Source organism: Silanimonas sp., assembly GCF_027530345.1.
GTDB lineage: Bacteria > Pseudomonadota > Gammaproteobacteria > Xanthomonadales > Xanthomonadaceae > Silanimonas.
The window spans coordinates 122,964-135,731 of the sequence record NZ_JAPZQK010000002.1 but is presented as its reverse complement, the minus strand read 5'-3'; the positions used below and the strand labels follow the sequence as shown (position 1 = coordinate 135,731).

Genomic DNA, 12,768 nt, shown 5'->3' with positions numbered 1-12,768 from the left:
CGCTCCTGGCTCAGCCGAACCGGCCGGTGATGTAGTCCTCGGTCTGCTGCTTCGAGGGCTTGGTGAAGATCTGCTGGGTGACGCCGTGCTCGACCAGCTCGCCCAGGTACATGAAGGCGGTGAAGTCGGAGCAGCGGGCGGCCTGCTGCATGTTGTGGGTGACGATCAGGATCGTGAACTGCTGCTTGAGCTCGGCGATCAACTGCTCGATCTTGCCAGTGGCGATCGGGTCGAGGGCCGAGGTCGGCTCGTCGAACAGGATCACCTCGGGCTTCAGCGCGACGGCGCGGGCGATGCACAGGCGCTGCTGCTGGCCGCCGGAGAGGCCGAGGGCGCTCTGCTTGAGCTTGTCCTTCACCTCGTCCCACAGGGCGCCCTGGCGCAGGGCTTGTTCGACGCGGTCGTCCATGTCGGACTTGTTGAGCTTCTCGTAGTGGCCGATGCCGTAGGCCACGTTGTCGTAGATCGACATCGGGAACGGCACCGGCTTCTGGAACACCATGCCGATCTTGCTGCGCAGGCGGTTGATCGGATACTTCGGGTCCAGCAGGTTCTGGCCGTCGAGCAGGATCTCGCCCTCGGCGCGCTGGCCCGGGTAGATCGAATAGATCTTGTTGTAGATGCGCAGCAGGGTGGACTTGCCGCAGCCCGACGGGCCGATCAGCGCGGTGACGCGCTTCTCGGGGACGGTGAGGTTGATGTCCTTCAGCGCGCGGTAGTCGCCGTAGAAGAAGTTGAGGTTCTTCGCGACCAGCTTGGCCGGCGAAGCCGTGGCGGGCTCGCCGCCGGCGACGGCGGTCTGCAGGGCGATCGGGGCGTTAGTCATTGGCGATCTTCTTGCGCAGCAGGAGGGTGCGGGCGGTGATGCTGACCAGCAGGACGAAGCAGGTGATGAGGAAGGCGCCGGCCCAGGCCAGCAGCTGCCAGTTCTCGAACGGGCTCATGGCGAACTGGTAGACCGTGACCGGCAGGTTGGCCATCGGCTCGCCCAAGTCGAGGTTCCAGAAACTGTTGTTGAAGGCCGTGAACAGCAGCGGTGCCGTCTCGCCGGAGATGCGGGCGAGGCCGAGCATGACGCCGGTGAGGATGCCGGACAGCGCCGCGCGGTAGAGCACGTGCACCGTGACCTTCCACTGCGGGATGCCGAGCGACAGCGCGGCTTCGCGCATCTGGGCGGGGACGAGGCGCAGCATCTCGTCGGTGGTGCGGACGACCACCGGCAACACGATGAAGCCCAGTGCGACGGCGCCGGCGATGGCCGAGAAGCCCGAAACGCCGATCAGCCAGTCGGCCACGCCCGCCAGCCAGCCCTGCTGCCCGGCCTCGGTGGACTGGATGGCCGTCGCCACCTGGCGCGGCGTGCCGATCAGCACCATGTAGACGAACAGGCCAAGCACGATCGACGGCGCCGACAGCAGGATGTCGTTGACGAAGCGGATGACGCTGCCGATCTTGCGGAAGTTGGCGTACTCCGCGAGGTAGGTGCCCGCCGCGATGCCGACCGGTGCGGCCATCAGCACCGCCAGCGTGCACATGACGATGCTGCCGACGATGGCGTTGAGCAGGCCGCCCACGCCGATCTCGGCGCCCGGGGGCGGGGTCATCTCGGTGAACATCGCGAGGCTGAGGCCGTCGATGCCCTTCGAGAGCGTGGTGAAGAGGATCCAGACGAGGAAGAACAGCCCGACCATCGCTGCCGTGCCCGAGAGCACGAGGGCGAGCACGTTGACGAGGCGGCGGCGCTGGAACAGGCGCTCGGAGACGGCGGCGTCCATCACTTGCCCTCCCGGCGCTTGAGGCTCATCAGCATCAGCTTGGCGATGCTGAGGACGATGAAGGTGACGATGAAGAGCACGAAGCCCAGGGCCAACAGCGAGCTGCGATGCAGGTCGGCGAAGGCTTCACCGAACTCGTTGGCGATGGTCGCGGCGATCGAGCTGGAGGGCTCGAGCAGATTGGCGAGGCGGTTGGCGTTGCCGAGCACGAAAGTGACGGCCATCGTCTCGCCCAGCGCGCGGCCGAGGCCGAGGAAGATGCCGCCGATCACCGCCGAGCGGGTGTAGGGCAGGACGATGTCCCAGACCACTTCGAAGGTCGTCGAGCCCAGCGCGTAGGCCGATTCCTTCAGACGCGTCGGGACGGTGAGGAACACCTCGCGCATCACCGAGGCGATGAACGGGATGATCATGATCGAGAGCACGAGGCCGGCGGTGAGCATGCCGATGCCGATCGGCGGGCCATCGAACCAGGAACCGATGAGCGGCAGCTGGCTGCCGTACTCGCTCAACGACGGGTAGACGTACTCGGCGAGGAAGGGCACCAGGATGAACAGGCCCCACATGCCGTAGATGATCGACGGGATGCCGGCCAGAAGCTCGATGGCCGTCGCCACGGGGCCGCGCAGCCACGGCGGCGCGACCTCGGTGAGGAACAGGGCGATGCCGAAACTGATCGGCACGGCGATCAGCAGCGCGATGCCCGCGGTGATGACGGTGCCGACGATCGGGGCGAGGCCGCCGAAGACGAGGTTGCCCGGGTCCCAGTTGTCGGAGCTCAGGAAGCTCCAGCCGAAGGTGCCGAAGGCTTCGCGGCCGCCCCAGGCCATCGTGAGGGCGGCGCCGATCAGGCTGATCAGGACGAAGAAGCCGGCGGCCGCCACGGTCCATCGGAACAGGCGGTCGGCACGCGCGTCGCCGCGGGCCAGGTGGTCGAGTTGGGACGTGGCGGACGCCATCAGGTTTCGTACCGGAGAGTTCAGATCAGGACGCCCGCGTCAGGCGACGCGGGCGTTGGATCACGCCCGAGGCAGGGCGGACGGTGGAGCGGGGATTGTACCCGGCCTTCAGAACGTGAAGTTCTGCGCCCAGTAGCCCTCGACCTGGGTGACCAGGGCGTCCGGCAGCGGCACGTAGCCCAGCTCTTCGGCGCGGGCATCGCCGTTGGCGTAGCCCCACTTGAAGAACTCGAGCGCGGCGCGCGCCTTGGCCGGGTTCGACGGCGCCTTGCTGACCAGGATGAAGTTGGTGGCGGCGATCGGCCACGCGTCCGCGCCCGGCGCATTGGTGATGACCAGATGGAAGTCCTGCGCGTTGGCCCAGTCGGCGCTGGCGGCGGCGGCCTGGAAGCTGGCGATGCTCGGGGCGACCCAGGTGCCGGCGGCGTTCTGCAGGCTGACCGTGGTCAGGTTGTTCTGCAGCGCGTAGCTGAGCTCGACATAGCCGATCGCGCCGCTGAGCTGCTTGGTGTAGGCGGCCACGCCCTCGTTGCCCTTGCCGCCCACGCCCGTCGGCCACTTCACCGCCGTCGCGGCCTGGCCCACGCCCTCCGCCCACGCCGGGCTGACCTGGCCGAGGTAGTTGACGAAGTTGAACGTGGTGCCCGAACCGTCCGAACGGTAGACGACCTTGATGTCGGCCTCCGGCAGGGTGACGCCCGGGTTGATCTCGACGATGGCGGGATCGTTCCACTGGGCGATCTTGCCCAGGTAGATGTCGGCCAGCAGCGGGCCGGTCAGCCGCAGCTGGTTGGCCGGCAGGCCTTCGATATTGACGACCGGCACCACGCCGCCAACGACCGACGGGAACTGGCCGAGGTTGGCCGCCGCGAGTTCTTCCGGCTTCAGCGGGGCGTCGGTCGAGCCGAAGTCGACCGTGCCGGCCTTGGCCTGGGCGATGCCGCCGCCCGAGCCGATCGACTGGTAGTTCACCCGGTTGCCCGTGCCGGTGGCGTACTCGCTCGACCACTTCGAGAGCAGCGGAAAGACGAACGAGGCGCCGGCGCCGGTGACATCGATCGCCGCCGGCTGCGCCGGGGCCGTCCCGGCCTCGCCGTTCGCCGCGGGGGCGTCGGACGATCCGCCGCAGGCGGCGAGCAGGCTTGCGGCGCCGAGGGCGAGAGTGGTGCGCAGCAGGGTCGAGGTCATGGCGGTGCTCCGTCGTTCGTTTTCGCGGTGGTCATGATGCCGCAGGCGCCGGGGACGCCGGCGCCTGGGGATGGATCGGGTTGGTGGGCGATCAGCGCTTCAGCTTGGCCGCCCAGTAGGCCTTGACGCGCTCGACCAGCGGGTCGGGCAGCGGCACGTAGCCGAGGGCCTCCGCCGAAGCGTCGCCGTTGGCGTAAGCCCACTCGAAGTACTTCAGGGTGGCGGCGGCCTTGGCTGGATCACGCGGCGCCGTCGACACCAGGATGAAATTGGTCGCGGCGATCGGCCAGCTGTTCTCGCCCGGGGCGTTGGTGATCACCAGGTTGAAGTCCTGGGCCGATGCCCAGTCGGCGCTGGCGGCGGCGGCACGGAAGCTGGCGATGCTCGGCTGCACCCAGGTGCCGGCGGCGTTCTGCATCGCGGCATAGGTGAGGTTGTTGGTGGTGGCGTAGCTCAGCTCGACGTAGCCGATGGAGCCCTGCAGCTGCTTCACGTAGGCCGAGACGCCCTCGTTGCCGCGGCCGCCGAAGCCGGTCGGCCAGCGAACGGCAGTACCGACACCGACCTTCTGCTTCCACTCGGCGCTGATCTGCGACAGGTAATTGACGAAGTTGAAGGTGGTGCCCGAGCCGTCCGAACGATAGACCACGCGGATGGTCTGGTCGGGCAGCGTCACGCCTGGGTTCAGGGCGGTGATCTTGGCGTCGTTCCACTTGGTGATCTTGCCGAGGTAGATCTCGGCGATGACCGGGCCGGTGAGGCGCAGCTGGCCGGCGGCGACGCCGCGCAGGTTCACCACCGGCACCACGCCGCCGATGACCGACGGGAACTGGGCGAGCTTGTTCTGGGCGAGGTCCGCCGGCGCCAACGGAGCGTCCGTCGAGCCGAAGTCGACCGTGCCGGCCTTGGCCTGGGCAATGCCGCCGCCCGAGCCGATCGACTGGTAGTTGACGCGGCCCTGGCCAGCGGCGGCGTACTCGCTCGACCACTTCGACATGACGGGGAACACGAACGAGGCGCCGGCGCCGGTGATGTTCTGGGCTTGGGCGGCGAACGCCGAGGCGGCGATCAGGCCGGCCGCGGCGATCCGGGAAAACGTCTTCAGGTTCACGGGAATCTCCATGAGGCCGGCGCCTCGGGGCGGCCGGCAGTATGTGTCAGCTCTGTGGCATTCGGTTGACATGCCGCCGGGGGAGTCCCGGCGGCCCGGGATGGCGGGGTCAGATGGTGATCTGGCCGCGGAGCTCGACGATGTTCGGGTCGTTGTTGATCAGCACGCCCGACTGCACGCGCTCGCTCTCGACCATCACGTAGTTCAGCGACAGGCGGAAGTTCGAACGGATGTACCAGTTGGCGCCGACCGTGAAGGCCGACTGGGCGCCGCCGAGCACCGCACCGTCGTTGGCATCGAGGCGGTCGTAGCGGGCGGCCAGCTGCCACAAGCCCTTGACCGGGTCGGTCGGGGTGGCCGTCGTGTAGAGGCCGCCGCGGTAGCCGAACAGGTCGTCGCTCAGGGTGTACAGGGTCGAAACGTACCAACCGTCGGTGCTGTAGTCCGGGGCTGCGCCACGGCGGTCGGTGTCGGCGCGGAAGTATTCGCCCATCACCTTGAACGGGCCGCGGTAGTACATGCCTTCGAGGCCGACGATGCGGGTCTTTTCCGCGTCGGTCAGGGTGGCCGTGACCGTGTTGACGTTGGTGATGTCGGCCTGCGGGCGGGAGCTGAGGCTGTAGCGATTGTTCTCGGCGTCGAACTGGACGGCCGAAATGCCGAAGTGCAGGGCCTCACCGGCCTGGGTGTCTTGGATCGGCGCCCAGGTGAGGCGCGTGCCCCAGCCATCGCCGACGCGCTGGGCGACGTTGATCTCGCGCGTGAACCAGGTGCCGGTGGCCGTGATGGACGGGGTGGCGTACTGGATCTCGGCGCCGACGCGGCGCGAGAGGCCATAGGCGTTGGTGACCATCGCCTTCGAAATGAACTCGTTGTTCTTGGTGCTCGTCAGCTCTTCGAGGCTGTTCGGCTGCTTGAACTGGCCGAGGCGGTACGACCAGTCAGCGTTGATGCGGCCCTTCCAGCTGACGTCCAGCCAGCGGCCGTTGCGGCCGGTACCGCGGCTGCCGACGGTGTCGTAGCCGATCTGCCACTCGGCCGTCGGCGTCTTGCCGCGCAGGATCATCTCGCCGCGGCGGAACTGACCGTTGTTGGTCAGCGTGTTGGCCGTCAGCTGGCCGGCCGTGAGGGCGAGGCCGTCGGCGCGGCTGATGTTCTGGTCGTACTGGTAGGCGTCGAAGTGCAGCAGGGCGTCGAAATAGATTTCGGTGTCGCCGATCACGTCGATGGGCACCTCGGCCAGGGCCGGGGTGGCGAGGGCGGCGGCGAGGGAAGCGGCGAGCAGGGAGCGGGCGAGGCGCATGGCGGCGGACACCGTTGGGAAGGTGGGCGCAGCCTATGGACGGGAGATGACACCAATATTTCAATTGACACGAAATCGCTACCTGCCGGTCATCCGGGGGACATCCCACCGTCACTGGCGCATGACGCCGGACCTCCGGCTAGACTCGGGCGACGCGTCGATGGGATCGACTCGGGAGGGTGCCGATGGCTGGGCAGGCAAGCACGACCACGATCCTTGTCGCGGAAGACGACGGCAGCATCCGCGCGGTGCTGAACGCCACCCTGCGTTCGGCCGGGTACCGGGTTCTGGAGGCTGACAACGGCCCGGACGCCTTCGTCCTCGCCCACGAGCACCTGCCGGACCTGATCCTGTCGGATGTCCTGATGCCCGGCGGCAACGGGCAGGACCTGCTGGCGGCCCTGCGCGCCGACCCGCGCACCGCCGACCTGCCCTTCGTGTTCCTGACCGGCCTCGACGAGCGCGAATCGATCCGTGCCGGCATGAACCTCGGCGCCGACGACTACCTCACCAAACCCTTCCGCCCGACCGAACTGCTGTCGCTCGTGCAGGCCCAGCTGCGGCGTTCTGCCAAGCGCACCGAGGCGCGCCGGCAACTCGAGGCCGAGGCGCAGAAGCTCCGCGAGTTCGATTCGATCACCGGCCTGCCGAATCGGAGCCACTTCCTCGGCCGCCTCGCCCGGACGAACGACGGCCAGCCCAGCGCCATCCTCGCCAGCATCGCACTGGGGCAACTGCCGGTGCTCCGGCAGTCGTTGGGGCAGGGGCCTGCGGACGAGGTGATGCGCGAGGGGGCCAACCGGCTGCTCGAAAGCGTCCGCGCCAGGCTGGGCAACCACGCCGTGCTGGCACGAGCCGGCGAGCACCGATTCGCCATCGCCCTGTCCGGCGTGGAGGACGAGACCCGCATCGAAGCCCTGCTGCGCGACGTGCTGGCGCCCTTGGCGCAGCCGATGGAGATTGGCGGCCGCCGTCTGTTCTTCGATGCCTCGGTGGGCGTGGCGGTGTATCCGCGCGACGGCGACACCCCCGAGCGCCTGCTCGACCACGCCGAGACCGCCGAACCCGCCACCGCGCCCGGCGGCACGGTGGCCTTCTATTCCGCCGAGAACAGCGCCGCCCGCGGCCGCAGCGTGCGACTGCTGCAGGACCTGCGCCTCGCCATGGAGCGCGGCGAACTCAGCCTCGCCTTCCAGCCGCAGATCGCGCTGGCCGGCGAGCGGCTGGTGGGTTTCGAGGCCCTGTTGCGCTGGTACCACGCCGAACTGGGCCAGGTCGCGCCTTCCGAGTTCATTCCCCTGGCCGAGGAGTCCGGCCTGATCCTCCCCATTGGCAGCTGGGCGCTGCGCGAGGCGGTGCGCCAGCTCAAGGGCTGGCGCGAGGAAGGATTGGAGGTCGAGCGCGTGGCCGTGAACCTCTCGCCGCGGCAGTTCGAGGATCCGGGACTGGTCGACGGCGTGCGCGCCGTGCTGGCGCAGGCCGGCCTGCCCCACGGTTCGCTCGAACTCGAGATCACCGAGAGCGCCGCGCTGCACGACCCGGAGCGCGCCATCGCGCTGATGTCGACCCTGAGCGAACTCGGCGTGGCCCTCGCGCTCGACGACTTCGGTACCGGCTATTCCAACCTGTCGCAGCTCAAGCGCCTGCCGATCGACGTCTTGAAGATCGACCAGATGTTCGTCCGACAGATCGTGCGCGATGCCGGCGACGCCGCCATCGTCCGCGCCGTGATCGCCTTGGCGCACGGTTTCGGCCTGAAAGTGGTGGCCGAGGGCGTCGAGGCCCAGTCGCAGGTGATCAAGCTGGCGCAGCTCGACTGCGACATCTGCCAGGGCTACCACTACGGCGCGCCGATGGCGGCCAATGCCGTCGCCGGCTGGATGATGGAGCGCGGTTACGCCTAGGTCGTGGCGTCGGTCTTGTCTTTGAATCGGCAGAGGTCGCGCACGGGGCAGGCGCCGCACAGCGGCTTGCGCGCCTTGCACACGTAGCGGCCGTGCAGGATCAGCCAGTGGTGGGCGTCCATCTTGAACTCCGCGGGCACGACCTTCAGCAGCTTATGTTCGACGTTATCGACGCTTTTTCCCGGCGCGAGGCCGGTGCGGTTCGAGACCCGGAAGATGTGGGTGTCCACGGCGATCGTCGGCTCGCCGAAGGCCGTGTTCAGCACGACGTTGGCCGTCTTGCGCCCGACGCCCGGCAGGGCTTCGAGCGACTCGCGGTCGCGCGGCACCTCGCCGTCGTGCCGTTCGACGAGGATGCGGCATGTCGCGATCAGGTTCGCGGCCTTCGCGTTGTAGAGGCCGATGGTGTTGATGTAGCCCTTCAGCCCCGCCTCGCCCAGTGCGAGCAGGCCCGCCGGTGTATTCGCCACCGGGAACAGCCGGCGCGTGGCCTTGTTGACGCCGACGTCGGTGGCCTGCGCCGAGAGCAATACGGCGGCCAGAAGCTCGAAGGGCGTGGTGTATTCGAGCTCGGTGGTCGGATGCGGATTCAATTCGCGCAGGCGGCGGAAGAACTCGATGCGGTCGGCGGGCTTCATCGGGCGCTCCAGCGCTGCCGCGCAGCGATCAGCAGGGCGAGCAGGAAAAAGGCGCCGACGGGCAGCGTGGCGAGAAGAAAGCCGCGGTAGCCGGGCAGCAGCGTCCACTCCAACTGCGGCAGGCCCAGCAGGGCACCGGCACCGGCGAACAAGGTGCCGCGGCCGAGCGCCTCGCGCAGTCCGCCGAGGAGCAGCAGCACCAGCAGGAAACCCACGCCCACCGCGAAGCCGTCCAGCGCCGCGCGCAGAGGATCGTGGCGTGATGCGAAGGCTTCGGCGCGGCCGAGCAGGGCGCAGTTGGTGACGATCAGTGGGATGAACAGGCCGAGCACGCCGTGGAGGGCGGGCAGCCACGCGCGCATCGCCAGTTCGATGGCGGTGACGACGCAGGCGATGACGGTGACGAACACCGGGATGCGCACGTCGCGGCCGGTTACGCGGCGCAGCGCGGCGATGCAGGCGTTGGTGGCTGTCAGCGCGAGGACGGTCGCCAGCCCGAGGCCGAGGGCCGAGACCAGCGAGCTGCTCACGGCGAGCAACGGGCACAGGCCGAGCAGCTGCACGAGCGCGACGTTGCCGCTCGACAGGCCGTACTCGAGGATGGTGCGCGGTGCAGTAGGGGCAGTCATCGCCCGGAATCCTCCGGTGGCGGCAGGTCGCGGAAGGCGAGTGTTTCGCCCACCGGCGCCATCGCCAGCGCTTCGCCGTGGGTTTCGACGAACTGAAGCGTGCGCCGCACCGCACCCACCACCGCGCGCGGTGTGATCGTGGCGCCGGCGAGCTGGTCGAAGGCGCCGCCGTCGCGTCGCACCCGCCAGGCGTCTGCGGCGGGGTCGCTCAAGGATCGACCGTCGAAGCCGGTGATCCACGGGCCGCGCGCGATCTCGATGGGATCGCCAAGGCCCGGCGTCTCGCGGTGTTCGACCACGCGCACCCCGATCACCCGGCCCCGCGCATCCACGCCGACGAGAAGGCGGATGTCGCCGTTGTAGCCGTCGGGCGCGACGGCTTCGAGCAGCAGGGCTTGGAGCACGCCGTCTCGGCGGGCGCGACGCACGGCGAGCGCATCGTCGCTGCCGAGCCACGCGGGGGCGACCACGTCGATACGATCGGCTTGCGGGTCGTTGTCGTACTCCTTCGGCAACAACAAGGCCAAGGCACGGAGGGTCGACGCGCGCTGCTGTTCGGCGATGCGCTCCGCGGTGAGCGCGCGCAGGGCCAGCAGGCCGCCGAGGCCCAGCGCTCCGACGACGGCCAGCGTGAGGGCCCCACGTCCTAGATTGCCGAGGCGCAGGCTCATGGTGCGCCCTTCGTCCGTTCGCCGAGCCAGCGCGGCCTCGCGAGCCGATCGATTAGCGGCGCGGCGGCATTCATCAGCAGCACGGCGAAGGCCACGCCATCGGGGAAGCCGCCCCAGCGCCGGATCGCCAGCGTCAGCAGGGCCACGCCGGTGCCGAAGATCAGACGACCGCGCGGCGTCGTGCAGCCCGATACCGGGTCGGTGGCGATGAAGACGGCGGCGAACACCAGCGCGCCCGAGAAGACGTGGCTCAGCGGACTCGGGTGCGTGTCGGCGTCCCATAGCCAGAACGGCAAGGTCACCAGCACCGTGGTGCCCAGCACCGCGACGGGCGTCTGCCAGGGGATCACCCGCTTCCAGAGCAGGAACAGCCCGCCCAGCGCCCAGCAGCCCGCCACCCACTCCCAGCCGCGGCCGCCGAACGCGCCGAACACCGGGTTCGCGCGGATCTCGGACAGCGCGTAGCCCTGCGTGGCCTGCTGGCGCAGTAGATCGAGCGGCGTGGCCTGCGCCAAGGTGTCCCACTGACCGGGCGCGATCCAGCGCGAGTACTCGAGCGGGAAGGCGAGCACCACCACCGCCACGCCGACCATCGCCGGGTTGAACGGGTTGTGGCCGAGGCCGCCATACAGATGCTTCGCCACCACGATCGCTGCGGAGACGCCGACGAGGTTCATCCACCACGGCGCGGTCGGCGGCAGGCACAGCGCGAACAGCACCGCCGTCAGCGGTGCGGAGAGATCCGTGAGCGCCGGCTTCAGCGCCGCGCCGCGCAGGGCCAGCATCGCCGCCTCCAACCCCATGGCGAACAGCACGGCGAGCGTGATCTGCCCCAGCACGCCCGGGCCGAAGAACAGCGTCATCGCCGCGATGCCGGGCAGCAGCGCCAGCAGCACGAGGCCCATGGTCATCGGCACGCTGCGGGCGAGGCGCAGCGAAGGCGTACCCGGATCGCGGAAGCGGCGCGGGCTCACGGCGGGCCACCGTCGGATGGCGCGTCCGCCGTGCTCGGGGCCGAACCACTCCCGGCGCGTTTGGATCGGGCCTTCGCCAAGGCCGCCGCCGCGGCGCCGGACACCCGCTTCACCCGCTGGGCCTGGTGCTGGGCGGCGTCTTCGGCCTCGCGCTGCAGGCGTTCGATGCGGCGTTCGAAGCGCTCCTTCGCCGCCTCCGCTTGCACGCGCTGGTGCTGGCCGAGCCGTGCCGACTGCCGGGCCGCGACGAAGCCGGCGGTGAGCGGGATCGCGCTCGGGCAGACGGCGTCGCAGGCCCCGCATTCGATGCAGGCACCGAGGCCGAGGGCCAGGGCGCCGCCCAGGTCGCCGCCGTCGGAGGCCTTGAGGCGCCCATGCAGCAACTGTGGTTGGAGCCGTGAAGGGCAGGCGTCCGCGCAGTCGCCGCAGCGGATGCAGGGCAGCGGCGACCTTGGCGCGGATGAACGCGCTCCTGCATCGGGTGACACAGGCCCGCACCAGGCGGTGAGGGCGATGGTGGTCTTGATCACCGCCACGTCGTCATGCGGCAGCGCCACGCCCATCATCGGGCCACCGGCGCGCAGCACCGTTGCGTCGTCGCGCCAGCCGCCCACGGCTTCCGCCACGCGCGACGCCGGGGTGCCGAGCAACACTTCGAAGGTGGCGGCATGGGAAACCCCATCGCCACCCACGGTCACCAGGCGCGAGACCTGCGGTTCGCCATGCACGACGGCCCGCCAAGCCGCCGCGGCGGTGCCGACGTTCTGCACGAGCACGCCGAGGTCGCGCGGCAGGCCGCCGTCGGGGACTTCCTCGCCGGTCAGCGCCTGGATGAGCTGGCGTTCACCACCGGCGGGGTAACGGTCCGGTAGCAGCGCCAGTTCAACCCTCAGCCGCTCGACGTCACCGTCCACGTTTGCGGCGATCGCTGCCTGCACCGCCGGCAGGGCCGAGCCCATGCGTTGTTCCATCGCCAGCACAAGGCGTGCGGCGCCGCACAGACGCGCCAGCAGCCGTCCGCCGGCCACCACCTCGTCGGCGCGCTCGCGCAGCAGAGCTTCGTCACAGGCCACCACGGGCTCGCACTCGGCCCCGTTGAGGATCAGGAGGTGGTGCGTGAGGGAGAGCTTCTCGGCGGTCGGAAAGCCCGCGCCCCCGAGGCCCACCAGACCGGCGTCGGCCAGCCGCTGGCGCAGGGCGTCGTGGGGCGTCGTGCGTGGATCGAGCGCCGGCATCCGGGCGTCGTCCTGCGATTCGCCGTCGCCCGAAACCCACGCTTGCGCAGCGTCGGCATCGACCGCGATCACCACATGCGTCGCCTCCGGCGTGCCCGGCATCGCGACCGGCCCGCGCTCGATCGCGACCACAACGCCGGCCGCCGGTGCATGCACGTCCGCGCCAAACGTGTCTGCCGCGCGGCGACCGATCCGCTGGAACCGCCGAACGCGATCGCCGACCGCCACGCAGGCCTCGGCCTCCGCACCGGCGTGTTGGAGCAGAGGCACGCGCAGTCGGCCCGGCAGCGGCAATCGCCGCACCGGTGCCGGCACGGGCTTCATCGCCGGCAGTACGAGGCCGCCGAAGAACCGATGCAGGCTCATCGTCGCCCGCCCATG

At 69.7% G+C, this 12,768-nt stretch carries 12 protein-coding genes; 1 reads left to right on the top strand and 11 read right to left on the bottom strand.

Going from position 1 to position 12,768, the window contains the following annotated elements:
* Positions 1 to 10: 10 nt before the first annotated feature.
* From pstB to O9255_RS00820, 6 genes are all read right to left on the bottom strand, one after another.
* A complete protein-coding gene (gene pstB / locus O9255_RS00845; protein ID WP_297864927.1) occupies positions 11 to 826 on the bottom strand; it encodes a phosphate ABC transporter ATP-binding protein PstB in 816 nt (271 codons plus the stop codon).
* Entirely contained in the window at positions 819 to 1,778 is a 960-nt protein-coding gene (gene pstA / locus O9255_RS00840; RefSeq protein ID WP_297864926.1) for a phosphate ABC transporter permease PstA, read from the bottom strand. Before pstA ends, pstB begins: the two co-directional genes overlap by 8 nt.
* Complete coding sequence (pstC, locus tag O9255_RS00835; RefSeq protein WP_297864925.1) at positions 1,775 to 2,734, bottom strand: phosphate ABC transporter permease subunit PstC; 960 nt, start codon at positions 2,732 to 2,734, stop codon at positions 1,775 to 1,777. The genes pstA and pstC overlap by 4 nt, the downstream gene beginning before the upstream one ends.
* 108 nt (positions 2,735 to 2,842) lie before the next feature.
* On the bottom strand, positions 2,843 to 3,922 hold the full coding sequence (gene pstS / locus O9255_RS00830) for a phosphate ABC transporter substrate-binding protein PstS (RefSeq protein WP_297864924.1): 1,080 nt from the start codon (positions 3,920 to 3,922) through the stop codon (positions 2,843 to 2,845).
* A gap of 91 nt (positions 3,923 to 4,013) precedes the next feature.
* A complete protein-coding gene (pstS, locus tag O9255_RS00825; RefSeq protein WP_297864923.1) occupies positions 4,014 to 5,045 on the bottom strand; it encodes a phosphate ABC transporter substrate-binding protein PstS in 1,032 nt (343 codons plus the stop codon).
* A 97-nt stretch (positions 5,046 to 5,142) separates the two neighbouring features.
* Positions 5,143 to 6,336 (bottom strand): porin, encoded by a 1,194-nt coding sequence (locus O9255_RS00820; protein ID WP_297864922.1) that lies wholly within the window; start codon positions 6,334 to 6,336, stop codon positions 5,143 to 5,145.
* A 185-nt stretch (positions 6,337 to 6,521) separates the two neighbouring features.
* Between O9255_RS00820 and O9255_RS00815 the strand changes: the two genes are divergently transcribed.
* A complete protein-coding gene (locus O9255_RS00815) occupies positions 6,522 to 8,240 on the top strand; it encodes an EAL domain-containing response regulator (RefSeq protein WP_297864921.1) in 1,719 nt (572 codons plus the stop codon).
* Here the strand turns inward: O9255_RS00815 and nth are convergent.
* Genes nth through rsxC form a run of 5 tightly spaced genes read right to left on the bottom strand, consistent with a single transcriptional unit; the run spans position 8,237 to position 12,753 of the window.
* Positions 8,237 to 8,878: an endonuclease III gene (gene nth, locus O9255_RS00810; protein ID WP_297864920.1), complete on the bottom strand. Its 642-nt coding sequence runs from the start codon at positions 8,876 to 8,878 to the stop codon at positions 8,237 to 8,239. The genes O9255_RS00815 and nth overlap by 4 nt on opposite strands.
* Positions 8,875 to 9,507 (bottom strand): electron transport complex subunit RsxE, encoded by a 633-nt coding sequence (rsxE, locus tag O9255_RS00805; protein WP_297864919.1) that lies wholly within the window; start codon positions 9,505 to 9,507, stop codon positions 8,875 to 8,877. The genes nth and rsxE overlap by 4 nt, the downstream gene beginning before the upstream one ends.
* Positions 9,504 to 10,178, bottom strand: coding sequence for an electron transport complex subunit RsxG (gene rsxG / locus O9255_RS00800; protein ID WP_297864918.1), 675 nt, complete (start codon positions 10,176 to 10,178; stop codon positions 9,504 to 9,506). Before rsxG ends, rsxE begins: the two co-directional genes overlap by 4 nt.
* Entirely contained in the window at positions 10,175 to 11,152 is a 978-nt protein-coding gene (locus O9255_RS00795; protein ID WP_297864917.1) for an RnfABCDGE type electron transport complex subunit D, read from the bottom strand. The genes rsxG and O9255_RS00795 overlap by 4 nt, the downstream gene beginning before the upstream one ends.
* Entirely contained in the window at positions 11,149 to 12,753 is a 1,605-nt protein-coding gene (gene rsxC / locus O9255_RS00790; RefSeq protein WP_297864916.1) for an electron transport complex subunit RsxC, read from the bottom strand. The genes O9255_RS00795 and rsxC overlap by 4 nt, the downstream gene beginning before the upstream one ends.
* Positions 12,754 to 12,768: the final 15 nt, after the last annotated feature.

Bases quoted from the DNA above. Each gene is read 5' to 3' on its own strand.
- pstB (WP_297864927.1), bottom strand. From the start codon at position 826: ATGACTAACGCCCCGATCGCCCTGCAGACCGCCGTCGCCGGCGGCGAG.
- pstC (WP_297864925.1), bottom strand. From the start codon at position 2,734: ATGGCGTCCGCCACGTCCCAACTCGACCACCTGGCCCGCGGCGACGCG.
- pstS (WP_297864924.1), bottom strand. From the start codon at position 3,922: ATGACCTCGACCCTGCTGCGCACCACTCTCGCCCTCGGCGCCGCAAGC.
- pstS (WP_297864923.1), bottom strand. From the start codon at position 5,045: ATGGAGATTCCCGTGAACCTGAAGACGTTTTCCCGGATCGCCGCGGCC.
- O9255_RS00820 (WP_297864922.1), bottom strand. From the start codon at position 6,336: ATGCGCCTCGCCCGCTCCCTGCTCGCCGCTTCCCTCGCCGCCGCCCTC.
- O9255_RS00815 (WP_297864921.1), top strand. From the start codon at position 6,522: ATGGCTGGGCAGGCAAGCACGACCACGATCCTTGTCGCGGAAGACGAC.
- nth (WP_297864920.1), bottom strand. From the start codon at position 8,878: ATGAAGCCCGCCGACCGCATCGAGTTCTTCCGCCGCCTGCGCGAATTG.
- rsxE (WP_297864919.1), bottom strand. From the start codon at position 9,507: ATGACTGCCCCTACTGCACCGCGCACCATCCTCGAGTACGGCCTGTCG.
- rsxG (WP_297864918.1), bottom strand. From the start codon at position 10,178: ATGAGCCTGCGCCTCGGCAATCTAGGACGTGGGGCCCTCACGCTGGCC.
- rsxC (WP_297864916.1), bottom strand. From the start codon at position 12,753: ATGAGCCTGCATCGGTTCTTCGGCGGCCTCGTACTGCCGGCGATGAAG.